The following is a 25,203-nucleotide window of genomic DNA, read 5'->3' on the forward strand; positions in this document are numbered from 1 at the left end:
AACAACGGTAAGTGATCGCTCACTTACCGTTCTATTTATAGTGAAAACAAACAATCAGAGTTTAAAGCTGGCCACCACGGTTTCCAGCTGGACCGTCTGATCCTGCATGGCCTGAGCGGCCGCAGAAACCTGTTCCACCAGCGCGGCGTTCTGCTGTGTGGCGTTATCCAGCTGGGTGATCGCAACGTTCACCTGCTCGATGCCGAGACTTTGTTCCTGGCTGGAAGACATGATTTCGTTCATCAGCGTCGCGACGTTATTCACGCCGCCCATGACTTCATCCATCGTCGTCCCGGCAGTTGCCACCAGCTGGCTGCCGGTGGTGATATCGGCCACGGAATCTTCAATCAGCTTTTTGATTTCACGGGCGGACGTTGCGGAACGCTGTGCCAGACTGCGTACTTCAGAGGCCACGACAGCAAAGCCGCGCCCCTGTTCACCGGCACGCGCCGCTTCGACGGCAGCATTCAGCGCCAGAATGTTGGTCTGGAAGGCAATACCGTCTATCACGCTGATGATATCGACAATTTTGTGCGAGGAACGGGTGATCGAGCCCATGGTATCAACGACCTGTTTCACCACTTCCGACCCTTTCTGCGCCACCGCAGACGCATCGCGCGCCAGCTGGTTAGCGCCTTCGGCGTTGGCCGCGTTCTGTTTCACCGTGCTGGTCAGCTGTTCCATAGACGCCGCTGTTTCAACAATCGAACTCGCCTGCTCTTCGGTACGCCCGGAGAGATCCATGTTGCCGCTGGCGATTTCGCGCGAGGCCGACGTGATCGCCAGACTGCTGTCGCCAACCTGACGGAGAATCGATTGCAGGAATGACAGGAACTGGTTGAAGCTTTGGTTCACACGGTTGAATTCCGGGCTGCGGCTTTCCGGCAAACGGCGGGTCAGATCCGCGCCACCGGCTGAAAGCTGGCTGATATTTTTATATAACGCATCCAGCTGACGCATAAAAATTTTGATCGCCATAATCAAAACGACCAGCAGCAAAATCACCATCGGAATTTGCACCATCCCCAGACTTTGCAGGATACCGTGCGTACGCGTCAGCAGCTGGCTGGTTGGCATGTCGGTCGCGATGTACCACGGCCCCTGAATGTTGCTCATGAACATCGTGTGAGACGTGCCATCGTTATCGTAGTCAGCAACCAGATTCGTCTGCCCGTTAATTTGATCGAGACTTTTACGAATCTGTATCGCCAGCGGAGATTGTTCGCCCAGAGAAGCCAGCTTCGGTAACTTTTCGTCGCCTGAATGACTGCTGCCAACAATTTTTCCGTCTTTTTCGACGATATAAACGGTGCCGTGGACTTTTTTCTCCATTTCCGCCACCAGCTGGTTAAAGAAGCCCAGCGTGACGTCAACGGTGGCAACACCCCAGAGTTGATCGCCTTTATAAATCGGCATCGCGCAGTTGGTTCGCGGCTGGGGGCTGGCGTCATCAAAGTAGGCAGGCGCCCAGACACACTGGCCTTTTTCACCTTTTGAGGCTGCAAGATACCAGGATTGCTCAAAGTAGTTCGGCGATTCGGCGCTGTTCCAGAACGTGTTTACCGTCAGCTGATTATTATTATTTCGCGCGAAGAAGGTGCTGAATTTGATTTTTGCCGGGTCACGCTGATTCGGCAAAGGCCAAATACCGCCGCCAAATACTGCAGAATCACCATATTGATCAACCAGTGCAGGGAGCAGCCGGTCAATACTGTCGCTGTCGATTTGTGCGACGGTTTGAGTGATGGTACGCATCTGAGATTCAACTTTGTTCAGCCGGTCGTTGACAACAACAGCGATATCATCAACCTGATTAGCAACCAGAGTGCTTTCTGTTTGTTTCAGCTGAGGGCAACAAAGACCTGGATCACAATGAGCGTGACGATGACCAGCACAATAAAAAACACGCTGATCAATGCAATAAACCGGGATTGCGTTGTTTTTAACATTTTAGGGTAACTCACAGGCAAAGCAGCGAGATCGCTGCTTAATTAATAACGGCATTTTCTGACGTTTCTTTATGAGGCTATAGTAGATATATCTGGGACTCAGATCATCGGAGTGAAAAACCAGAACATCGTCCCGATGAGTTTTTTTCTCAATACGTGGTTAATACTGTGATTAGTTTCACTTTATGGTTATGAAAAACTTTCTGAAAAGTAAAAAAAGTGTGCAGAGACGCTGGGTTTAAGCGGTTTTTAATGATTTCTCTTAATGTTATTCTTCCATAATATAGTGAAAATACGGTCGAACCATTAATCATGGAGTGAACAATGGCGTGCCATTTTGCAAGATGGGCTGTGACGGAAGCAGAACCGGATACACACCGGTTGCCCAAAAGTATTGTGATGTCCGCAAGACATCTCTCTGATAAACAGCGAAGACGTTTCTTAAACGGCCGTGTCCTTCTGGCTGAAATCATTTTCTACCTTTACGGCATCGCAGAACTTCCCCACGTGATCACGCTGCCCAGTGGTCGCCCGAGCTTTGAATCCCCCGATCTCCCCGACTTCAGCCTGGCGTATGCAGGCAGCACAGCAGGGGTTCTGATCAGCAGCGAAGGGAAAGTCGGACTTGATCTCGAAATCATTCACGCACGCAGCGCACTGGTAAACCCGCAGCAGCAACTATCCGCCGTCGAAAAAACCTGGATTGCCATGCAGTCCGACCCGTGGAATCCTCGCTACAACTGTGGTGTATTCGTCAGAGTATGCTGAAGATGTCCGGCCTGAACGAGCAAGACCCGCTGACGCTTAGCCTGAATCCGGCTTCCGGGCGTCTGCGGTCAACCGTGACACCCGAAGCGCAGGTGATGAGTGATATTGAAGGGTCGATTACCTGGGCGTGTGCGCAGTCACCGTCGATTATCCGTTTACAGTGCTGGCGCTATGAACCGGAAAATGGTTTCACCCGTACACAAACCCTGTCTCCAGACCAGCAATCCGAATCGCCGCATTTTATGAAGTTCACCAGCCTGCCGCCTGCCAAATAAAACTTCACGCATGTTTTCAAAAACCTTGTATATCGCCGTGCCGTTTTTCGTTTAAGGTAAGAAATACGCCATCCCTACCCTGAATGCAGCTCTACGTATGACGGGTAAATAACAGGAGTTAACCATGTCAGCTCAACCACTGAAGTTTGTCACACTGTTAGGTAGTCTTCGTAAAGCCTCTTACAACGGTATGGTCGCGCGCACGCTGCCCAAAGTCGCGCCTGAGGGCGTCACCATTGAAGCGCTGCCGTCTATCGGCACTCTGCCGTTATATGATGCGGATATTCAGCAGGAAGAGGGCTTTCCGGCCGATTTAGACGCGATTGCTGAGCAAATCCGTCAGGCGGATGGTGTGATCATCGTGACGCCGGAATATAACTATTCCGTTCCCGGTGGCCTGAAGAACGCCATCGACTGGATTTCACGTCTGCCAAACCAGCCACTGGCGGGCAAAACCGTGCTGATTCAGACCAGTTCCATGGAGCCGGTCGGCGGCGCACGCTGCCAGTATCATCTGCGCCAGATTCTGGTCTTCCTCGACGCGATGGTGATGAATAAGCCTGAGTTTATGGGTGGCGTCATTCAGAGCAAGGTGGACGAACAAATTGGTGAAGTTACCGATCAGGGAACGCTGGATTTCCTTAAAAGCCAGCTGACCGCATTTGCAGATTACACGCATCGCGTCAGCAAATAATTTCCACCGCTGAAATACAAACAGCCCGCCAACTTATGGAAAGTGGCGGGCTGTTTTTTTATCGTTCGTAAAAGCTAAATCGCGTGCGGATTAATGCCCGTCAACAAACGCGATTTTCAGGACGAAAAGCAGGGCAACGACCACTACACACGGGCTGATTTCTCTCCAGCGACCGGTGCCCAGTTTCATCACCACATAAGAGATGAAGCCCAGCGCAATACCTTCCGTGATAGAGAAACTGAATGGCATCATCACTGCCGTCACGAAAGCAGGAACCGCTTCAGTCAGGTCATCCCATGACACGCGCGCCAGGCTGGAGGTCATCAGAACGCCCACATAAATCAGCGCGCCGGCGGCCGCATATTCCGGCACCATGCCCGCCAGCGGGGAAATGAAGATCACCAGCAGGAACAGCAAACCGGTGACGACGGCGGTCAGCCCAGTACGGCCACCCACGGACACGCCGGACGTGCTTTCGATGTACGCGCCCACGGAAGAGGTCCCGATGAAAGCGCCTGCCACAGAGGAAATACTGTCGACGTACAGCGCCTGTTTCATCTGCGGGAATTTACCCTTTTCATCCGCCAGACCGGCTTTGTCCGTCACGCCAATCAGCGTACCGGAAGAGTCAAACAGGTTTACCAGCATGAAGGAGAAAATAACCCCCGCCAGACCGATGTTCAGCGCGCCTTTCAGGTCAACCTGACCGACGACAGTGGTGATGCTCGGCGGCATCGACCAGAAACCGTTGTAATGCACGTCACCGATCGCCAGACCAATGCCCGTCGTCACCACAATCGACACCAGCACGGAGGCGTGGAAGTTACGTGACGCCAGCACCGCAATGATGAAGAAGCCCAGCACGCCCAGCAGCACGTTGTGGGATGTCAGGTTACCGATGGTGACGATGGTGTCCGGGTTCGCCACAATAATGCCGGCATTTTTCAGCCCCATCATGCCGATGAACAGCCCTATACCGGCGGTAATCCCCACGCGCAGGCTGACCGGAATGTTCGCGATCATCCAGTAGCGGATACGGAAAATGGTCAGCAACAGCAGGCCGACGGCACCCCAGAAAATAGCGCCCATCCCGATTTGCCAGGAAACACCCATCGCACCCACCACCACAAAGGCGAAGAAGGCGTTCAGGCCCATTGCGGGTGCCAGCGCAACCGGCAGGTTGGCAATCACACCCATCAGGATGCTGCCGAACGCGGCAATCAGACAGGTGGTCACAAAGACAGCCTGTTTATCCATCCCCGCGACACCCAGGATCTGCGGGTTCACGAAAACGATGTAGACCATGGTCAGGAAGGTGGTTAAGCCTGCGATAGTTTCGGTGCGTACCGTGGTGCCGTGCTGCGTCAGTTTAAACAAACGTTCAGCCAGACTTTTTCCGCCGGTAGCATTGCTGTGTGGTGTGCTCATTAGTGAGTTCCAAAATGGGGGAAAAACAATCGGGGGTATCCTAAGGATTTTAGCCGGAAAGTGCCAGCACTGGATGTATGGGATAAAATCTATGGTTCGGTACAGTCGCATAAACCACGCGAATAGATAAATTCTCGCGGGGAGGAAGTATGTCAGCGGTTAAATGTGTCTTTTTATTTTCCGATCTTATCCGCTGAGCCCCCTTTCCACGACATGTGCGAACCGCCTGCGCTTTGGGGTGAAAAAAGGGATCAGATCACGCGTGGAGTGATTTGTCGTAAGCCTGCATACGCCGCTCAAGTTCCGCCAGGGAACTCAGGCCCTCTGCGAGCGGCAGGGTTTTATCGTTGAAGATCTCCAGCGACCACGGCCCGGTAAAACCTTTCCGGTTCAGCGTGCTGACGAAATCCACCAGCGGTAAATCGCCCTGACCGGGATAGCACCGGTAACTGCGGCTCCACTGCTGCACGTTCATGTCTTTGAACGGCGCATCGGCCAGTTGCAGGAAACTGATTTTCTCCAGCGGGACTTCGTCCAGACGATCAAGATTGTCGCCGACGGCGAGAATATGGAAGCTGTCGAGCACAATCCCCAATGCCGGGTGGTTCACCTCGCGCACACGATCCCAAGCCTGCCGGTAACGGTTGATATGTTTCCCCCACGCCAGCGCCTCTAAGCCAATATGGATATCATGAGGCTGCGCCATCTCTGCCAGTGCGGCGAGATCGGCAATCTGGACATCGCGCTCCGCTGAGCTTTCGGGGTCGGTATTGCTGCACACCAGCAAACGTTCGCAGCCCAGTTCATTCATCAGATCAAACTGTCGCCGCGCGCTGGCAAATTTCTCATGACGTTTTTCCGGCGGAACACCTTCAAAATCACGGAAAGGCTGGAGCAGGAAAATCCGCAACCCGAGGGAATCCGCCAGATTTCGAATAGCGATCGGTTTAAGCGGGCTTTTGAGTAAATCATCTTCAAAAATCTCTACGCCATCAAACCCCGCAGCCGCGATAGCCGTGAGTTTTTCGGGCAGAGTTCCTGATGCTGAAACTGTCGCAATAGAACGTAACCGGGTGGTAGCAGGCAAAATAGCGTCCTTTTGTCAGGCTTCGAGACTTACAGTAGTGGACCTTCATGCCGCGTTCGTCAAGTGTTGGCCGCTTGTGTGGAACGCACAGATTGTAACTGAGCGAATCAATGGTTAATCTCTGTGGCGAGATTGGGTTATTAATGAGGATATGACGCTGAGCAGCCAAAGTTCCCCGGCGCCGGGACGTAAAAATGATCCGATAGGACTGAAACAGCGCATTTTCGACAGTGCTCTGGCTGAATTCGCTGAATCTGGCCTGATGGGCGCGCGGATGGAAAATATCGCCTCAAACGCCAGTACCACAAAACGTATGGTGGTCTATCACTATAAGACCAAAGAAGCCCTGTACATGCTGGTACTGGAACACGTTTACCGCGGCATCCGCCAGCACGAGCTGGATCTGGATTTGTCGTCATTTCCCCCGGCGGAAGCGATCGTCAAACTGGTGGAAGCCAGCTTCGATTTCCACGTTTCGCACCCGGAATTCATCCGGATTGTGTCAACGGAAAACATGCTGCGCGGCCGGTTTATCCGTCAGTCCACCAGCATCCGCGAGATCAACAAAACGGCGTTAACGCTGCTGGAAGATATTCTCGAACGCGGAAAGCAGAGCCATTTATTTAAGGAAGATTCGCAGGCGCGCGACGTCCACCGGTTGATCAGCAGCCTGTGTGTGCATCAGGTCGCGAACCAGTACACGTTTGGTGCGCTGTTCGAAAACCCTGACGAAGTGGATTTGCAGGTCGCGCATTATCGCCAGCTGGCGGTGGTGGTGGCACTGCGGTATGTGATGAAATAACGCGTCAGCGGACAGCAAAAAGGCCTCGGAAGAGGTAATGCCGATCAGTTAAGGATCAGTTGAACGATCCAGTGGCTGTGTAAAAATCCAGAAACGTTCTTCGTTTCTGGATTTTTTTTATGCGCATTGCTCAGGCTCTTGAGCTCGTTTCCTGCTACGACTCTACCCGTAACCCTCTGACTTCTCTCGGTGATGTTCTGGATCCCGACCTTGTCTCCCGCTGTCTGGCCGAGTCAGGTTCCGTCACGCTGCGTAAACGCCGTCTCCCGTTGGAAATGATGGTCTGGTGCATCATTGGCATGGCGCTCGAACGCGAAGAACCCCTCCACCAAATCGTGAACCGTCTGGATATTATGCTCCCCGGCAACCGGCCCTTCGTTGCCCCAAGCGCCGTTATCCAGGCCCGCCAGCGCCTGGGAAGTGATGCCGTTCGCCGCGTGTTTACCCAAACGGCACAGGTGTGGCACAACTCCGTCACCCATCCACACTGGTGTGGTCTGACATTACTGGCGGTGGACGGTGTCGTCTGGCGAACCCAGGATACACCAGAAAATGATGTGGCTTTCCCGCGACAGACCTATGCCGGGCAACCGGGGCTTTATCCGCAGGTGAAAATGGTCTGCCAGATGGAACTGACCAGCCACCTGCTTACGGCTGCCGCCTTCGGTACGATGAAAGAAAGCGAATATACGCTGGCAGAAAAACTGATAGAACAAACAGGCGATAACACACTGACTTTACTCGATAAAGGTTATTATTCTCTGGGGCTGCTGAATGCCTGGCATCAGGCGGGAGAGAGCCGTCACTGGATGATCCCGTTGAAAAAAGGAGCGCAGTACGAAGAGGTGCGAAAACTCGGTAAAGGCGATCATCTGATAAGGATGAAAACCAGTCCTCAGGCCCGGAAAAAGTGGCCTGATCTGGGGGAGGAAATGACGGCTCGCCTTCTGACGTTTACCCGTAAAGGCAAAGTCTGCCATCTGCTGACCTCAATGACAGATGCCATGCGGTACCCGGGGGGGAAATGGCCGATCTCTACGGCCACCGTTGGGAAATCGAACTGGGTTATCGTGAAATTAAGCAGACGATGTTACTGAGTCGGTTAACGCTGAGAAGTAAAAAACCAGAACTTGTCGAGCAGGAGTTATGGGGGGTATTACTAGCCTATAATCTTGTTCGTTATCAGATGATTAAGATGTCTAAAACCCTAAAGGGTTACTGGCCGAATCAGCTAAGCTTCTCAGACTCGTGCAGTCTGGTGATGAGGATGTTAATGACGCTTCAGGGCGCATCTCCGGGCCGGATCCCCGAACTGTTGCGTAATCTGGAGAGTATGGCGCAGATGGTGAAGCTGCCGATAAGAAGAGAAAGGGCCTTTCCGAGAGTGGTGAAGGAAAGACCCCGGAAGTATCCAAAAGCACAGGAAAAAAGCCAGTCAGTTGCTTAACTGACTGGCATTACCTCGGAAGAGGCCTTTTTTATGACGAATAGCGCTTATGAAGAGTATCAGTGACCGATCACTCTTTCGCGGCGTCTTTACCGTCTGTCAGCAATTTGTCCAGCGCATCGCCGCCGACGTGACGGAAATCCTGTCCTTTCACGAAGTAGAAGATGAATTCACAAATATTCTGGCAACGGTCGCCGATACGCTCAATGGAACGGGCGCAGAACAACGCGGTCAGGACGCTTGGAATGGTACGCGGATCTTCCATCATGTAAGTCATGAGCTGGCGCACAATACCTTCGTATTCCTGATCCACTTTCTTATCTTCACGGTAAATACGCACCGCTTCGTCAAGATCCATACGCGCGAACGCGTCGAGCACGTCATGCAGCATTTCTACCGTGTGGCGACCCAGAGATTCCAGGCTGACCAGCAGTGGCTGATGCAGGTGCGAGAATTTCTCGAGCGCGGTACGGCATATTTTATCCGCCACATCGCCGATACGTTCCAGTTCAGAAATGGTTTTGATAATCGCCATCACTAAACGCAGATCGCTGGCGGTCGGCTGGCGCTTGGCAATAATACGCACACAGGCTTCGTCGATCGCCACTTCCATCAGGTTAACTTTGTCATCACCTTTGATGACGCGCTGTGCCAGTTCGGCATCCTGATTGTGCATCGCGGTGATCGCATCAGTCAGTTGCTGCTCAACCAGCCCGCCCATTGCCAGAACCTGTGTACGGATGTGCTCAAGCTCGGCGTTGAACTGGCCGGATATGTGTTTGTTTAAGTTCAGGTTGTCCATCTTTCTTACCTCAACCGTAGCGGCCAGTAATGTAATCTTCAGTCTGTTTGCGCGCTGGCGAAGTAAACAGCGAGTCAGTATCACTGTATTCGATCAGCTCACCCAAATACATAAACGCAGTGCGGTCTGAACAACGCGCAGCCTGCTGCATGTTGTGGGTCACGATCACCACAGTGTAATCAGATTTTAGCTCGGTGATCAGCTCTTCGATACGGCCGGTTGAAATAGGATCCAGCGCCGAGCACGGTTCATCAAGCAGAAGAACATCAGGACGGATCGCAATACCGCGCGCAATGCACAGACGCTGTTGCTGGCCGCCGGACAGGCTGTAACCGCTCTGGTGCAGCTTATCTTTGGATTCGTTCCACAATGCAGCTTTGGTCAACGCCCATTGCACGCGCTCATCCATGTCCGTACGGGACAGTTTTTCAAACAGACGGACACCAAACGCGATGTTGTCATAAATAGACATCGGAAACGGCGTCGGTTTCTGGAAGACCATGCCGACTTTGGCACGCAGCAGCGCGATATCCTGTTTATCGACCAGAATATTTTCGCCATCGAGCAGAATTTCACCTTCCGCATTCTGCTCCGGATAAAGCTGGTACATTTTGTTAAACGTACGCAGCAGCGTGGATTTACCACAACCTGACGGGCCGATGAATGCCGTGACTTCGTTCTTAGCGATATCCAGGGAAATATTTTTCAACGCGTGGAATTTGCCGTAATAAAAATTCAGATCGCGAACCTGAATCTTGCTGTTGGATGCGTCAGTCATTCGACTCATAAGACATCTCTCTTTTGCGCGCGTCGCCGTGCGACGCCGGGTAAACAGTGACGGCAGATTTAACACGCATCTGCCATCAGTAATGAATTAACTTACTGCTTCTTCGTGGCGAAAATCACACGCGCCAGAATGTTCAGCAAGAGCACACACACTGTAATCAGCAGCACGCCCGCCCAGGCCAGTTGTTGCCATTCGCCAAACGGGCTCATCGCAAACTTAAAGATGGTGACCGGCAGGTTGGCGATCGGCTGCATCATGTCGGTGCTCCAGAACTGGTTGGAGAGCGACGTAAACAGCAGCGGTGCGGTTTCACCGGCGATGCGGGCGATAGCCAGCAAAATACCGGTGATAATGCCGGAAACAGACGCTTTCAGGGTGATCGCAGAAATCATTTTCCATTTCGGCGTGCCCAGCGCATAAGCTGCTTCACGCAGGCTGTCCGGCACCAGTTTCAGCATGTTTTCCGTGGTACGGATAACAATCGGGATTTGCAGCAGCGCCAGCGCCAGTACGCCCGCCCAGCCAGAGAAGTGTCCCATTTTCGCCACCATAATGGTGTAAACGAACAGGCCGACCACAATGGAAGGGGCAGAAAGCAGAATGTCGTTGATGAAGCGAATGAATTCCGCCAGCCAGGATTTACGGCCATATTCTGCCAGATAGATCCCCGCCATGACGCCCAGCGGCGTACCGATGGCTGTCGCCCATAAAATCAATAATCCGCTGCCCGCAATGGCGTTCGCCAGCCCCCGCCTGCCGTATTGGGCGGCGGCGTGTTTTGGGTAAACAGCGCCAGAGACATGCCGTCTACGCCTTTAACGATGGTCGTAAACAGGATCCAGACCAGCCAGAACAAACCAAAGAGCATGGTCAGCATGGAGACCATCAGTGCCAGACGGTTCTTCTGGCGACGCCATGCCTGACGCTTGCGGCGGGATTCCAGTAAAGCTGGGTTACTTTGCATTTCGAGTGTCGTCATCTTAACGGCCCTCTTTCTTAGCCAGGCGCAGGATCATGACTTTCGACAGCGCCAGAACGATAAAGGTGATAACAAACAGGATAAGCCCCAGTTCCATCAGTGCGGAAGTGTGCAGACCCGCTTCGGCTTCGGCGAATTCGTTCGCCAGCGCCGACGTAATGCTGTTGCCGGGTGCGTAGAGCGACGCACTGTCGAGCTGGTAGGTGTTACCGATAATGAAGGTCACCGCCATGGTTTCCCCCAGCGCACGACCCAGACCGAGCATGACACCGCCGATGACACCATTTTTAGTGAACGGCAGTACAATGCGCCAGATAACTTCCCAGGTCGTACACCCAATACCGTAGGCCGATTCTTTCATCATCACCGGCGTTTGCTCAAACACGTCACGCATGACGGAGGCAATATACGGAATGATCATGATGGCCAGAATGACGCCTGCCGCCAGAATACCGATACCAAACCCCGGCCCGGCGAAAAGCGCACCTACAATCGGGATACCGGACAGCACATCGCCGACTGGCGTCTGGAAATACTTCGCAAACAACGGCGCGAAAACGAATAAACCCCACATGCCATAAACAATACTGGGGATAGCCGCCAGCAGTTCGATGGCAATACCCAGCGGACGTTTCATCCAGTTAGGTGCAAGCTCAGTGAGGAATAATGCGATACCAAAACTGACGGGTACGGCAATCAGTAAGGCGATAATTGAGGTAACGACCGTGCCGTAAATAGGCACAAGTGCGCCGAACTCCTGATTAGGAGCATCCCAGGTTTTATTCCACAGGAAGGATAATCCGAACTTTTCAATACTCGGCAGCGAAGCGACAAACAGCGAGACAATGATGCCGCCCAGCATTAATAACACGATCAGCGCAGCCAGTTTGACCAGTGCACCGAAAATAATGTCACCGTTTTTGCTCGGTGCTTTGATAGCCGGTTTGTATTCAGCCATACCACTCTCTTTTAATTCAGATTTAATTCCCTCCCCGGCCGGAGAGGGAATGAAGCAGAAGACTTGTACTTTATATCAGACGAGACGCCGGATCCTAGTAAAGTGCTTTGCCGCTGCTATCTTTGACGTTGGCTTTCCAGGCTGCGCGAACCTGCTCAACCACAGCGGGTGGCAGCGTTGCGTAATCCAGATCAGTCGTCAGTTTGTTGCCGTTTTTGTAAGCCCAGTCGAAGAACTTCAGAACTTCAGCGCCTTTCGCTGCATCCTGCTGATCTTTGTAAATCAGGATGAAGGTGGTGGAGCTGATTGGCCACGCATTGGTGCCTTTCTGGTAAGTCAGATCCTGAGCGAAGGTTTTGCTCCAGTCAGCGCCTTTAGCTGCTGCGCTGAAGGATTCTTCCGTCGGGCTGATAGCTTTTCCATCGGCATCCACCAGTTTGGTGTAAGCCAGGTTGTTTTGTTTCGCGTAAGCGTACTCTACGTAACCGATTGAGCCTGGCAGACGCTGTACAAATGCGGCCACACCGTCGTTACCTTTGCCGCCCAGACCGGTAGGCCAGTTAACCGTAGAGCCTGAACCGATTTTCTCTTTCCACTCGTTGTTCACTTTAGCCAGATAGCTGGTGAACACGAAAGAAGTCCCGGAGCCGTCAGCACGACGAACAACCGCGATATTGGTATCTGGCAGTTTCACGCCCGGGTTCAGCTTAGTGATCGCCGCGTCGTTCCACTTTTTAATTTTACCCAGGTAGATATCACCCAGCGTTGCGCCATCCAGCGTCAGCTGACCTGATTTGATGCCCGGGATATTGACAGCCAGTACCACGCCACCGATGACGGTAGGGAACTGGAACAGGCCGTTTTTGTTCAGATCTTCTTCTTTCATCGGAGCATCAGATGCGCCGAAATCAACGGTCTTGGCGATGATTTGTTTCACGCCGCCGGAAGAACCGATGCCCTGATAGTTAACCTGAGTACCGGTGGCTTTCTGATAAGCATCCGCCCACTTAGCGTAGACAGGTGCAGGGAAGGTGCCGCCAGCGCCAGTCAAATTACTAGCAGCGAAAGCAGACATTGCTGTGAGGGAAAAAGTCGCTGCTACAATACCGGCGACGGTGTTACGCATCAATTTCATGTTCCACTCCTAGTGGTTTTTTTTTGTTCGACCCAGGTCGAGATATATAAAGTGTTTGGCACAGGAGGAAAATAGGACAGTTCGGTGACAGTAAAATGTACGTTATATGACAGTTTTATGACACCGGTCACAATTTGAGCGAGATGGGCAAGCTGGCGGGGACCCATCAAATAAAAACCGGCGCGAAGGCCGGTATCAGCGAAAAAACATTCAGGCTTAACGCCCTTTCTTTTTACGTCCAGGCTGTGCAAAACGCATACGGGACGCTGAATTCCCGTCAGGTTTTTCAGTATTTTTCGGTTTTGTGACAACCGTTTTTTTCGCCTGAGCAGGTTTCGCCTGCGTTTTTTTGGCCGGTTTTTCATCAGACGTTGAGTTTTCAGTCAGCCTGAATAATTCGACCAGCTCGTCGTCCGTCAAATCACGCCATTCCCCCAAAGGCAGGCCTTTCAGGTTGATGTTCATAATCCGCACACGTTCAAGCTTGGTGACTTCAAAGCCAAAGTGCTTACACATACGGCGGATCTGGCGGTTAAGCCCCTGAACCAGCGTGATACGAAATACAAAGGGCGCTTCTTTCTTCACTTTGCATTTTTTGGTTACCGTTCCCAGCATCGGCACGCCCGCGCCCAGGCCGGTAATAAACTCATCCGTCACCGGTTTGTTGACCGTTACGACGTATTCTTTTTCGTGATCGTTACCGGCACGAAGGATTTTGTTGACCAGATCACCGTGGTTGGTCAGTAAAATCAGCCCCTGAGAGTCTTTATCCAGACGCCCAATCGGAAAAACACGTTTGCTGTGATTTACGAAATCACTGATGTTGTCCCGTTCACCGTCTTCCATGGTGGTGATGATGCCCACGGGCTTATTGAGCGCAATCAGCACGACATCTTCTTCATCACGCGGTTCAATCAGCTGGCCGTTAACTTTCACCACATCCCCGGCAAATACCTGTGCACCCACGGAGGCGCGTCTGCCATTAATAAAAACGTTTCCTTGTTCTACGTAACGATCGGCATCGCGGCGAGAGCAGATCCCGCTCTCACTAATGTATTTGTTGAGACGAATGGAGGGGTTGGACAGCATTCAGCAAGGCACCTTCGTAAAAAGGCGGACTATACCTTATGCGTGGCGGGTAACGAAGCCTGAGAGAAAAGAATCGTGACAGCGGCTGGGAAAGAGAAAACCCGCAGGTAGCCGTTTGGAAATAAAAAAGCGCCCGAAATGGGCGCTTAGAAGTCAGTATCAAAACCGGCGTGGCTTATTCTACTGTGACTGATTTGGCCAGATTACGTGGCTGGTCTACGTCAGTGCCTTTAATCAGCGCGACATAGTAAGACAGCAGCTGTAACGGAACTGTGTAGAAAATCGGAGCGACGATTTCTTCGACGTGCGGTAACTGAATGATCTTCATACCGTCGCTGTCGGTAAAACCAGCATCCTGATCGGCGAATACATACAGCAAACCGCCGCGGGCGCGCACTTCTTCGATATTCGACTTCAGTTTTTCCAGCAGTTCGTTGTTAGGCGCCACCACGATCACCGGCATATCTGCGTCAATCAGCGCCAGCGGGCCGTGTTTCAGCTCGCCTGCCGCATAGGCTTCCGCATGAATATAGGAAATCTCTTTCAGCTTCAGCGCACCTTCCATGGCAATCGGGTACTGATCACCACGACCGAGGAACAACGCATGATGTTTGTCAGAGAAACCTTCCGCCAGCGATTCGATGGTTTTATCCAGCGAGAGCATCTGTTCGATACGCGCAGGCAGCGCCTGTAATGCGTGAACAATGTCGTGCTCAACCTGCGGTGCCATGCCTTTCAGACGGCCCATACGCGCCACCAGCATCAGCAGAACGGTCAGTTGGGTGGTAAACGCTTTGGTCGATGCCACACCGATTTCCGTGCCCGCTTTGGTCATCAGCGCCATATCGGATTCACGCACCAGAGAGGAACCGGCAACGTTACACACGGCCAGGGAACCGAGATAACCCAGCTCTTTGGACAGGCGCAGTGCCGCCAGCGTATCGGCGGTTTCACCTGACTGAGACAAGGTGATGATCAGGCTGCCCGGGCGCACGGCAGATTTGCGATAGCGGAATTCGGACGCGATCTCGACATCACACGGCATACCGGCCAGAGATTCGAACCAGTAACGCGCCACCATCCCGGAGTTGTATGACGTGCCGCAGGCGATAATCTGCACATGCTGAACGCGGGACAGGATCTCATCCGCCTTTTCGCCCAGTTCGCTCAGATTCACTTCACCGTGACTGAAACGCCCTTCCAGGGTGTTTTTAATCGCCAGCGGCTGTTCGTAGATTTCTTTCTGCATGTAGTGGCGGTAAGCACCTTTATCACCGGCGTCGTACTGCACTTTAGATTCGATCTCTTCGCGTTCAACGGCATGACCTTTTTTGTCATACACGCTGACGGAACGGCGTTTAACCTCGGCCACATCGCCTTCTTCCAGGAACAGGAAGCGGCGGGTGACAGGCAACAGCGCCAGCTGATCGGAAGCAATGAAGTTTTCACCCACGCCACGACCAATCACCAGCGGACTACCGGAACGGGCAGCGATCAGAACGGACGGATCACGTCGGTCCATCACCACGGTGCCATAAGCGCCGCGCAGTTGAGGGATCACGCGCTGAACGACTTCCAGCAACGTGCCGCCCTGAAGTTGTTCCCAATGCACCAGATGCGCAATCACTTCGGTATCCGTTTCGGAATCAAAACGGTAACCGCGTTCGATCAGCAATTCACGCAGAGGTTCGTGGTTTTCAATAATGCCGTTGTGCACTACCGCAATGTAATCAGAGACATGCGGGTGCGCGTTCGCTTCGGAAGGTTCACCGTGCGTTGCCCAGCGGGTATGGGCAATACCCGTACCGCCGTGCAAAGGATGTTCATCCAGCGCATCTGCCAGCATCTGGACTTTACCCAGACGACGCAGGCGCCCCATTTTTCCGTCCTCATCAATCACAGCCAGACCCGCTGAGTCATAACCGCGGTATTCCAGACGACGTAAACCTTCTAACAGAATTTCAGCAATATCGCGTTGCGCTACTGCGCCTACAATTCCACACATCAGTTTTATTCCTATTGAAGGTCTTTCGGGACCTTTTTTGATGCCTGACCTGATTTATCCACACGCCCCGTTTTCCGGTGTACGTGCGGTTCCCCGAGCCTTGTAGAAGTTGGGGATTATTATGTTTTGGTCTGCATTCGGAGAAAACACAGACCAAAACACAACGTGACAGAAAGAAATCAGGCGCAAATTTTTGCGCCTGACGCACTCCATTTCAGGGTAGCTTATTTTTTCTTCACGGGTTTCTGCCAGTCCGGCTTATGCACCTGCGGGACACGGCTCAGCAGCAAACCGTTATCCGGTACATCGCGCGTCACGGTTGTTCCGGCAGCGATAGTGACATTATTGCCCACGGTGACCGGCGCAATCAGCTGAGTGTCAGACCCGACGAAGACGTTGTTGCCGATAATCGTTTTGCTTTTGTTCACGCCGTCGTAGTTGCAGGTGATCGTACCCGCGCCGATATTCACGTTGTCGCCAATTTCAGCGTCGCCAAGATAGGAAAGATGGCCCGCTTTCGAACCCTTCCCAAGACGCGCTTTTTTGATTTCGACGAAGTTACCCACATGCGCGCCTTCGGCCAGTTCGGCACCTGGTCGCAGGCGGGCAAAAGGCCCGACCGTACAACCGCTTTCCAGCACGGCATCTTCGAATACGCTGTAAGGGCTGACTTCGCAGTCATCGCCGATTACGCAGTTTTTCAGTACACAGCCCGCACCGATTTTGACGCGATCGCCCAGTTTTACGTGGCCTTCGATAATAACGTTGGTGTCGATCACCACATCAATCCCGTGAGACAACTCGCCACGGAGATCAAAGCGCGCCGGATCCATCAGCATCACGCCTTCCAGAAGCAGACGTTCGGCCTGTTCGGTCTGATACACACGCTCAAGACGGGAAAGTTGCAGGCGGTTATTCACGCCATCGACTTCACTGTCACGCGCCGGATGAACGGTGGCGATCAGATTGCCTTCCGCATGCGCCATCGCGATGATATCGGTAATGTAATACTCGCCCTGCGCGTTGTTGTTATTCAGCTGACCGAGCCAGCGTTTAAACGACGCGCCGTTGGCCACCAGAATACCGGTGTTAATTTCTTTGATTTTCAGCTGTTCGGCATTGGCATCTTTCTGCTCAACGATGCCGGTCACAATGCCATTTTCACGCACGATGCGACCATAGCCGGTTGGATTATCCAGTACGACGGTGAGCAAACCGATACCGCCTTCAGGTTTGGCTTTCAGCAATTTATCCAGCGTTTCGACTGAAATCAGCGGGACATCGCCGTAAAGCATCAGGACATCTTCGTCATCCGCAAAGAAAGGCGCAGCCTGCTGCATTGCATGCCCGGTACCCAGCTGTTCGGCCTGCAATACCCAGTTCAGATCACTGCCAGCCAGCGTTTTCTTCAGTAAATCCCCACCGTGGCCATAGACCAGATGCACGTTTCTTGCACCCACCTGCGTGGCTGCATCGATAACGTGTTGAACCATTGGCTTGCCCGCCAATGTATGAAGAACTTTAGGAAGGTTGGAATACATGCGTGTTCCCTTGCCCGCGGCAAGGATCACCACACTCAGTGCGCTGTTTGACATAGATAACCTGACAAATCCAATTTGAGTGACAAAAATAACCCGTTATGTGAACGGATTACTACATATTTCGCGTCAAAAACCGTCTGCAAGCCGCAGCCCGCAAGGGTTGAACACGATATAGACTATAACAAAAAACCTGAGGGTAAAGTGTCCATTAATCACGCAAGTATTCCACCAAAAGCCAAAATAAGCCTTGGGATAAATGCTGAAAACACTCTTTTTTAAAGGTAAAAAAAAAGCGACCCGAAGGTCGCTTTTCTCACTGATGTTGTTACATCGCTTTTCTGGTCAGTTCGATAACGCGAAGTTTCGCGATCGCCTTAGCCAGTTCCGCTGACGCCTGAGCGTAATCAACGTCGCCGTGAGAACCACTAATGTGTTCTTCCGCTTTGCGCTTAGCTTCAAGCGCGCGCGCTTCGTCGAGGTCTTGCCCACGGATTGCAGTATCAGCCAACACGGTCGTTGCATTCGGCTGCACCTCAAGGATGCCACCGGAAAGATAGATATACTCTTCTTCACCGTGTTCTTTAACAATGCGCACCATGCCAGGCTTGATGGCGGTGAGCAGCGGAGCATGCCCCGGGAAAATACCCAGTTCGCCTTCGCTACCCGTCACCTGGATTTTCTGTACCATGCCGGCAAACATACGTTTTTCCGCACTGACAACATCCAGATGGTAAGCTTTTTCAGCCATGTCATCCTCTCTCACAACAAACTAGCGTTACAGTTTCTTGGCTTTTTCCACTGCTTCTTCAATGGTGCCAACCATGTAGAACGCTTGCTCTGGCAGGTGATCGTAGTCGCCGTCCATAATGCCTTTGAAACCACGAATGGTGTCTTTCAGCGATACGAACTTGCCCGGAGAACCGGTAAAGACTTCGGCCACGAAGAATGGCTGGGACAGGAAGCGTTCGATCTTACGCGCACGGGAGACAGCCAGTTTGTCATCTTCTGACAATTCGTCCATACCCAGAATCGCGATGATGTCTTTCAGTTCCTTGTAACGTTGCAGAATAGACTGCACGCCACGAGCCACATCATAGTGTTCCTGACCAACAACCAGTGGATCCAGCTGACGGCTGGTGGAATCCAGTGGGTCAACCGCCGGGTAGATACCCAGTGACGCGATCTGACGGCTCAGTACCACGGTTGCATCTAAGTGAGCAAAGGTGGTGGCTGGAGATGGGTCAGTCAAGTCATCCGCAGGGACGTAAACGGCCTGTACGGAGGTGATAGAACCACTTTTGGTCGAGGTGATACGTTCTTGCAGAGCGCCCATCTCTTCCGCCAGCGTTGGCTGATAACCTACCGCCGATGGCATACGGCCCAGAAGTGCAGACACTTCGGTACCCGCCAGGGTGTAACGGTAAATGTTGTCAACGAACAGCAGTACGTCACGACCTTCATCACGGAATTTCTCCGCCATGGTCAGGCCGGTCAGTGCAACGCGCAGACGGTTACCTGGTGGCTCATTCATCTGACCATAAACCAGAGAAACTTTGTCGATAACGTTGGATTCGGTCATTTCGTGGTAGAAGTCGTTACCCTCACGAGTACGTTCACCCACGCCTGCAAACACAGAATAACCGGAGTGCTCGATCGCGATGTTACGGATCAACTCCATCATGTTTACAGTTTTACCTACACCCGCACCACCGAACAGACCGACTTTACCGCCCTTAGCGAAAGGGCACATCAGGTCCATAACTTTGATACCGGTTTCCAGCAATTCCTGGGAGTTCGCCAGCTCTTCATAAGAAGGTGCCGGACGGTGAATGGCACGACGTTCTTCTTCGCCGATTTCACCTTTCATGTCGATTGGTTCACCCAATACGTTCATGATACGACCCAGAGTTGCCACACCCACTGGAACTTCGATTGGGTGTTGCAGGTTGTTCACTTTCAGACCGCGACGCAGGCCGTCTGAGGTACCCATTGCGATACAACGAACAACGCCGCCGCCTAACTGTTGCTGAACTTCCAGCACCAGCTTGGAGGTACCGTTTTCTACCTCAAGAGCATGGTACACGTTCGGTACCGCATCCTGAGGGAACTCGACGTCCACCACGGCGCCGATTACCTGGATAATCTTTCCAGTAGCCATCTTGAATCCTCTACGTAATTCGTAAACCTAGCTTAAACCGCGGAGGCTCCCCCGACGATCTCGGTGAGTTCCTGAGTGATGCTGGCCTGACGAGCTTTGTTGTATACCAACTGCAGCTCTTTGATCAGGCTGCCGCCGTTATCGGTTGCGGCTTTCATCGCTACCATTCGCGCGGCCTGTTCGCTGGCCAGGTTTTCTACGACGCCCTGATAAACCTGCGATTCCACGTAGCGACGCAGGAGGGTATCCAGCAGTGCTTTAGGGTCCGGCTCATACAGGTAATCCCAGGATTTCTTCGCCAGTACGCCATCTTCTGCCGGAGGCAGAGGCAACAGCTGTACGATGCGGGGTTCCTGAGACATGGTATTGACGAATTTATTGCTAACAACGCATAACTTGTCTAAGCGACCTTCGTCGAAAGCCTGCAACATCACTTTCACCGGTCCGATCAGTTCTGACAGGGAAGGGTTATCCCCCATGCCAGTCACCTGAGCAACAACGTTGCCACCCACGGAGCCGAAGAAAGACGCTGCTTTGGAACCGATCAGGGCTAAGTCAACCTCAACGCCTTTTGCGGACCAGTCTTTCATCTCTGTCAGCAGTTTTTTGAACAGGTTAATGTTCAGACCACCACAAAGACCACGGTCGGTAGACACCACCAGATACCCGACGCGTTTAACGTCACGCTCATCCAGGTAAGGGTGCTTGTATTCCAGATTCCCGAGCGCGAGGTGACCAATCACTTCACGAATGGTTTCTGCATAAGGACGGCTGGCCGCCATGCGATCCTGCGTTTTACGCATTTTGGAGGCGGCGACCATTTCCATCGCTTTAGTGATCTTTTGCGTGTTTTGAACGCTACCGATCTTACTACGTATCTCTTTTCCGCCGGCCATCTCTGCTTCTCCTCATGACCAAACGGCCTGCTGCTTATCTGCTAAAAGCAGGGCAGCAGGGCCGTTTAGTATTACCAGGACTGGGTTGCTTTGAAGGTATCGAGGATATTTTTGAATTTACCCTCGATCTCATCGTTATACGCACCAGTTTGGTTGATTTGCTGCAGAAGCTCGCCGTGTTCACGGTCAGCATAAGCCAACAGTGCCGCTTCGAAGCTACCGACTTTGGACAAGTCAACGTCTTCCAGGTAACCACGTTCTGCTGCGAAGATGATCAGAGACTGCGCAACGATAGACATCGGAGCGTATTGTTTCTGTTTCAGCAACTCAGTCACTTTCTGACCGTGATTCAGCTGTTTACGGGTTGCCTCATCCAGATCAGATGCGAACTGCGAAAACGCAGCCAGTTCACGATACTGTGCCAGAGCGGTACGAATACCACCGGACAGTTTTTTCATGATCTTAGTCTGAGCAGCACCACCAACACGGGATACCGAAATCCCCGGGTTAACCGCAGGACGAATACCGGCGTTAAACAGGTTTGATTCCAGGAAGATCTGACCATCAGTAATCGAAATTACGTTGGTAGGAACGAACGCGGAAACGTCGCCCGCTTGCGTTTCGATGATTGGAAGCGCAGTCAGGGAACCGGTTTTGCCTTTCACTTCACCCTTGGTGAATGCTTCAACGTAATCGGCGTTTACACGCGCAGCACGTTCCAGCAGACGGGAGTGGAGATAGAAAACGTCGCCTGGGTAAGCTTCACGACCTGGTGGACGACGAAGCAGCAGGGAAATCTGACGGTATGCAACAGCCTGTTTAGACAGGTCATCATAAACGATCAGTGCGTCTTCACCGCGGTCACGGAAATATTCACCCATTGCGCAACCGGAGTACGGCGCCAGGTATTGCAGTGCAGCAGATTCTGATGCAGTTGCAACAACAACGATGGTGTTTTCCAGTGCGCCGTGCTCTTCCAGTTTACGCACCACGTTAGAAATGGTGGACGCTTTCTGGCCGATAGCCACATAGATACATTTGATGCCGGATTCGCGCTGGTTGATGATCGCATCAATTGCCAGAGCAGTTTTACCGGTTTGGCGGTCACCGATGACCAGTTCACGCTGACCACGACCGATTGGGATCATGGCATCAACGGACTTATAACCTGTCTGCACAGGCTGGTCTACGGATTGGCGTTCGATAACGCCAGGTGCGATTGCTTCAACAGCTGAGAAGCCGTCGTGCTCTACCGGACCTTTACCGTCAATTGGCGCACCCAGGGTGTTAACAACACGGCCCAGCAGGCCACGGCCAACGGGAACTTCCAGGATACGGCCAGTACATTTTACTTTCATCCCTTCGGCGAGGTCAGCGTAAGGGCCCATTACAACGGCACCTACAGAGTCACGCTCCAGGTTCAGGGCGATAGCGTAACGGTTACCCGGCAACGCAATCATTTCCCCTTGCATAACATCGGCTAAGCCGTGTACGCGGATGATCCCGTCACTGACGGAAACGATAGTACCTTCATTGTGAGCTTCGCTCACTACATTGAACTGAGCAATGCGCTGCTTTATCAGTTCGCTGATTTCGGTGGAATTCAGTTGCATATGCTCCAGTCCCCTTAAGACTGCAAGACGTCTGCCAGGCGTTCAAGACGACTGCGAACGCTGCCATCAATCACCATATCACCTGCACGGATAATGACACCGGCAAGAACAGACTTGTCAATTTTGCAATTCAGCTTAACTTTGCGAGACAGACGTTTTTCCATCGCAGCAGCAATTTTTGCCTGCTGTTCTTCCGAAAGTGGATTTGCTGAGGTTACTTCGACTTCAGCAACAGCCTCGAGAGAGGCGCGCAGTTCAATAAACTGCTCCAGCACTTCCGGAAGAACGCGTAAACGTCCATTTTCAGCCATCACCTTAATCAGGTTCTGGCATGCCTCGTCGAGTTGTTCACCACATACGGCAATAAACGTTTTAGACAACGTTTCTGGCGCGCTAGCACCGGAAAGCAGTTCTTCAATCTGTTCATTGCGCGTGACTTCAGCCGTGAACGCTAACATGGACTGCCAGCGATCTACGCTTTGGTGCTCAACGGCAAAGTCAAAAGCTGCTTTGGCGTAGGGGCGAGCTACAGTTACAAATTCAGACATCAGCCCCTCCCTCCTTACAGTTCAGCGACCAGTTTATCAACGATGTCGCTGTTAGCAGCTTCATCCACGGAACGTTCGATGATCTTCTCGGCGCCAGCAATGGCCAAAATCCCGACCTGTTTACGCAACTCTTCACGTGCACGTTGGCGTTCGGCGTCAATCTCTGCCTTAGCTTGCGCTACGATCTTGTTACGTTCCTGCTCGGCTTCGGTCTTCGCTTCGTCGACGATCTGTGCTTTACGCTTGTTCGCCTGGTCGATGATTACCTGAGCTTCAGCTTTGGCTTTCTTCAGTTGGTCGGTCGCATCGGCTTGCGCTAAGTCCAGTTCTTTTTTTGCACGTTCTGCGGAAGATAAACCTTCAGAAATTTCTTTCTGACGTTTTTCGATGGCAGCCATAATTGGCGGCCATACGTACTTCATACAGAACACGACAAACAGGACAAACGCGATAGCCTGGCCGAGGATTGTTGCGTTAAGATTCACAGCACAATGCCTCTTTCAAAGTGAAATATTTGATGTAGTTCGTTTAACGCTGAGCGAACTCAGTGTTAGGCGACAGCAAACATCACGTACAGACCCAGACCAACCGCAATCATTGGGATTGCATCGACCAGACCCATAACGATAAAGAACTGTGTACGCAACAGAGGGATCAGGTCAGGCTGACGTGCAGCACCTTCCAAGAATTTACCACCCAAGATGCCGATACCGATCGCAGCACCGATTGCCGCCAGGCCCATCATCACAGCGGCAGCCATGTACAGCAGATCCATACTCAGGTTTTCCATGACAGTCTCCAGTTTGTTTCAGTTAAAACGCAGTAGTGTTGAAAGAAAATCAGTGTTTTTCAGATGCCATCGAGAGATAGACAATCGTCAGAACCATGAAAATAAAGGCTTGTAGCGTAATGATCAGGATGTGGAAAATGGCCCAAGGCACATTCAGGATCCACTGTGACCACCACGGCAACAGGCCAGCAATAAGGATGAAGATCAACTCACCCGCATACATATTGCCAAACAGTCGCAGACCCAGTGAAACTGGTTTAGACAGCAGGCTGACACCTTCAAGAATCAAGTTAATCGGAATGAAAACCGGATGATTGAATGGCTGCATTGTCAGTTCTTTAATGAAACCGCCAAAGCCTTTCATCTTAATGCTATAGAAAAGAATCAGAATGAATACGCCAAGTGCCATGGACAACGTAATATTCACGTCAGCCGTAGGAACCACACGCAGCGCTGGCAGACCAAGCAACTTTTCACCGATGAGAGTCGGCAGCAAATCGATTGGCAGCAAATCCATCAGGTTCATCATAAACACCCAGACGAAGACGGTCAGCGCGAGAGGTGCAATCACTTTGCTTTTGCCGTGATACATGTCACGCACGCTGCTGTCGACGAAACCAACGACCAGTTCAACTGCAGTTTGCAATTTACCCGGTACACCGCTGGTGGCGTTTTTGGCTACGCGATGGAAAATAACCAGAAAGAGTACTCCGAGGAACACGGAGAAAAACATCGAATCGATGTTAATCGACCAGAATCCCGTCCCGATCTGAAGCTGAGTCAGATGGTGACTGATATACTCTTGTGGAGTAGAGATTTCTCCTGATGCAGACATGATGCCTCTTACCCTTTAGTAGTTAAGTACGGTAACTGTTAATGACGACCGGTGCCAAAATCTGAGTCATCAACACCGATAAATAGGCCAACCCCAACGGAGCAAAAGCCGCCTTAAACAGGCCAAGTGCGACAATCATTAAGATCACCGTCACCAGAACCTTCAGCGCTTCCCCGATAGCAAAGGACCAGGCAACCCGTCCAGAGACCGTTGTTTGCGCCTGGTGGCGCCATGCAAACAGCATAAACAGCACATTTGGCACCCAGGCGGCCAAACCACCCATAAGGGCCGATGTGGTCCATTCCAGGCTTTTAAAGCCAAACACAGCACTGAGCAGAACAAAGGTCAATAACTGCAGTATCAACAGCTTTCTGGCAACCTTCACACTATGGGCACTGTGTAAAATACCGGATACAGACATGACGTTTGTTCTCTCCGTATCAAGTACCTAGCTGGAGGTATACTGAATGCCGTATATCACTGCCTTTACTGTTTTGAGTCAAGCAGCAAAAACCGAGCAAATTATACGGGGCACAGGAACGAATTCAATGGATAAGTAGCGAAAAGGTGAACAATTATTTAAATTTTCCGCTTCATCACTATTTTGACAACCAAAC

Annotated in this window: 20 protein-coding genes and 4 pseudogenes; 4 read left to right on the forward strand and 20 right to left on the reverse strand. The window is 52.0% G+C overall.

Annotated elements, in window-relative coordinates; genetic code table 11:
• Positions 1–54 precede the first annotated feature (54 nt).
• Positions 55–1,949: pseudogene (locus tag ACM5QY_RS04385) on the reverse strand (methyl-accepting chemotaxis protein).
• 324 nt (positions 1,950–2,273) lie between these two features.
• On the opposite strand from ACM5QY_RS04385, the pseudogene ACM5QY_RS04390 reads away from it, so the two are divergent.
• Together ACM5QY_RS04390 and ACM5QY_RS04395 are read left to right on the forward strand one after the other, a co-directional pair.
• A pseudogene (locus ACM5QY_RS04390) lies at positions 2,274–2,992 on the forward strand (4'-phosphopantetheinyl transferase family protein).
• Between the two features lie 124 nt (positions 2,993–3,116).
• A complete protein-coding gene (locus tag ACM5QY_RS04395) occupies positions 3,117–3,686 on the forward strand; it encodes an NADPH-dependent FMN reductase (protein WP_416119396.1) in 570 nt (189 codons plus the stop codon).
• A gap of 90 nt (positions 3,687–3,776) precedes the next feature.
• Here ACM5QY_RS04395 and ACM5QY_RS04400 read toward each other — a convergent pair whose 3' ends face one another.
• On the reverse strand, positions 3,777–5,114 hold the full coding sequence (locus ACM5QY_RS04400) for an NCS2 family permease (protein WP_410149715.1): 1,338 nt from the start codon (positions 5,112–5,114) through the stop codon (positions 3,777–3,779).
• A gap of 256 nt (positions 5,115–5,370) precedes the next feature.
• Positions 5,371–6,201, reverse strand: coding sequence for a sugar phosphate isomerase/epimerase family protein (locus tag ACM5QY_RS04405; protein ID WP_416119397.1), 831 nt, complete (start codon positions 6,199–6,201; stop codon positions 5,371–5,373).
• Positions 6,202–6,352: 151 nt separating this feature from the next.
• On the opposite strand from ACM5QY_RS04405, the gene ACM5QY_RS04410 reads away from it, so the two are divergent.
• Complete coding sequence (locus ACM5QY_RS04410; protein WP_416119398.1) at positions 6,353–7,003, forward strand: TetR/AcrR family transcriptional regulator; 651 nt, start codon at positions 6,353–6,355, stop codon at positions 7,001–7,003.
• 119 nt (positions 7,004–7,122) lie between these two features.
• Positions 7,123–8,450 (forward strand): annotated as a pseudogene (locus ACM5QY_RS04415) (IS4 family transposase).
• A 70-nt stretch (positions 8,451–8,520) separates the two neighbouring features.
• On the opposite strand, the gene phoU reads toward ACM5QY_RS04415, so the two are convergent.
• From phoU to atpI, 17 genes and pseudogenes are all read right to left on the reverse strand, one after another.
• Complete coding sequence (gene phoU / locus ACM5QY_RS04420; protein WP_416119399.1) at positions 8,521–9,252, reverse strand: phosphate signaling complex protein PhoU; 732 nt, start codon at positions 9,250–9,252, stop codon at positions 8,521–8,523.
• Positions 9,253–9,262: 10 nt separating this feature from the next.
• Positions 9,263–10,030, reverse strand: coding sequence for a phosphate ABC transporter ATP-binding protein PstB (pstB, locus tag ACM5QY_RS04425; protein ID WP_416122812.1), 768 nt, complete (start codon positions 10,028–10,030; stop codon positions 9,263–9,265).
• 101 nt (positions 10,031–10,131) lie between these two features.
• A pseudogene (gene pstA / locus ACM5QY_RS04430) lies at positions 10,132–11,018 on the reverse strand (phosphate ABC transporter permease PstA).
• 1 nt (position 11,019) lies between these two features.
• The gene (gene pstC, locus ACM5QY_RS04435) at positions 11,020–11,976 is read right to left on the reverse strand and encodes a phosphate ABC transporter permease PstC (protein ID WP_416119401.1); all 957 of its coding nucleotides are present in this window, start codon (positions 11,974–11,976) and stop codon (positions 11,020–11,022) included.
• Positions 11,977–12,070: 94 nt separating this feature from the next.
• Complete coding sequence (gene pstS / locus ACM5QY_RS04440) at positions 12,071–13,111, reverse strand: phosphate ABC transporter substrate-binding protein PstS (RefSeq protein ID WP_416119402.1); 1,041 nt, start codon at positions 13,109–13,111, stop codon at positions 12,071–12,073.
• A gap of 216 nt (positions 13,112–13,327) precedes the next feature.
• Positions 13,328–14,200, reverse strand: coding sequence for a 23S rRNA pseudouridine(2604) synthase RluF (rluF, locus tag ACM5QY_RS04445; RefSeq protein WP_416119403.1), 873 nt, complete (start codon positions 14,198–14,200; stop codon positions 13,328–13,330).
• A gap of 175 nt (positions 14,201–14,375) precedes the next feature.
• A complete protein-coding gene (gene glmS / locus ACM5QY_RS04450; protein WP_416119404.1) occupies positions 14,376–16,205 on the reverse strand; it encodes a glutamine--fructose-6-phosphate transaminase (isomerizing) in 1,830 nt (609 codons plus the stop codon).
• A 224-nt stretch (positions 16,206–16,429) separates the two neighbouring features.
• Positions 16,430–17,800 carry a bifunctional UDP-N-acetylglucosamine diphosphorylase/glucosamine-1-phosphate N-acetyltransferase GlmU gene (glmU, locus tag ACM5QY_RS04455; protein WP_416119406.1) on the reverse strand — a complete coding sequence of 457 codons (1,371 nt, stop codon included), beginning with the start codon at positions 17,798–17,800 and terminating at the stop codon, positions 16,430–16,432.
• Between the two features lie 271 nt (positions 17,801–18,071).
• The gene (locus ACM5QY_RS04460) at positions 18,072–18,494 is read right to left on the reverse strand and encodes a F0F1 ATP synthase subunit epsilon (RefSeq protein ID WP_101077831.1); all 423 of its coding nucleotides are present in this window, start codon (positions 18,492–18,494) and stop codon (positions 18,072–18,074) included.
• 27 nt (positions 18,495–18,521) lie between these two features.
• The gene (gene atpD / locus ACM5QY_RS04465) at positions 18,522–19,904 is read right to left on the reverse strand and encodes a F0F1 ATP synthase subunit beta (RefSeq protein ID WP_104923887.1); all 1,383 of its coding nucleotides are present in this window, start codon (positions 19,902–19,904) and stop codon (positions 18,522–18,524) included.
• Between the two features lie 32 nt (positions 19,905–19,936).
• On the reverse strand, positions 19,937–20,800 hold the full coding sequence (atpG, locus tag ACM5QY_RS04470; RefSeq protein ID WP_416119407.1) for a F0F1 ATP synthase subunit gamma: 864 nt from the start codon (positions 20,798–20,800) through the stop codon (positions 19,937–19,939).
• A gap of 71 nt (positions 20,801–20,871) precedes the next feature.
• Complete coding sequence (atpA, locus tag ACM5QY_RS04475) at positions 20,872–22,413, reverse strand: F0F1 ATP synthase subunit alpha (RefSeq protein ID WP_104923888.1); 1,542 nt, start codon at positions 22,411–22,413, stop codon at positions 20,872–20,874.
• 14 nt (positions 22,414–22,427) lie between these two features.
• Positions 22,428–22,961: a F0F1 ATP synthase subunit delta gene (gene atpH, locus ACM5QY_RS04480; RefSeq protein ID WP_416119408.1), complete on the reverse strand. Its 534-nt coding sequence runs from the start codon at positions 22,959–22,961 to the stop codon at positions 22,428–22,430.
• 14 nt (positions 22,962–22,975) lie between these two features.
• On the reverse strand, positions 22,976–23,446 hold the full coding sequence (atpF, locus tag ACM5QY_RS04485; protein ID WP_104923890.1) for a F0F1 ATP synthase subunit B: 471 nt from the start codon (positions 23,444–23,446) through the stop codon (positions 22,976–22,978).
• 65 nt (positions 23,447–23,511) lie between these two features.
• Positions 23,512–23,751 (reverse strand): F0F1 ATP synthase subunit C, encoded by a 240-nt coding sequence (gene atpE / locus ACM5QY_RS04490; RefSeq protein ID WP_004093904.1) that lies wholly within the window; start codon positions 23,749–23,751, stop codon positions 23,512–23,514.
• Positions 23,752–23,800: 49 nt separating this feature from the next.
• The gene (gene atpB / locus ACM5QY_RS04495) at positions 23,801–24,586 is read right to left on the reverse strand and encodes a F0F1 ATP synthase subunit A (RefSeq protein ID WP_416119409.1); all 786 of its coding nucleotides are present in this window, start codon (positions 24,584–24,586) and stop codon (positions 23,801–23,803) included.
• Positions 24,587–24,608: 22 nt separating this feature from the next.
• Positions 24,609–25,007 carry a F0F1 ATP synthase subunit I gene (atpI, locus tag ACM5QY_RS04500; protein ID WP_416119410.1) on the reverse strand — a complete coding sequence of 133 codons (399 nt, stop codon included), beginning with the start codon at positions 25,005–25,007 and terminating at the stop codon, positions 24,609–24,611.
• Positions 25,008–25,203 lie beyond the last annotated feature (196 nt).

This window comes from Rahnella sp. PCH160 (genome assembly GCF_047784855.1).
Lineage (GTDB): Bacteria > Pseudomonadota > Gammaproteobacteria > Enterobacterales > Enterobacteriaceae > Rahnella.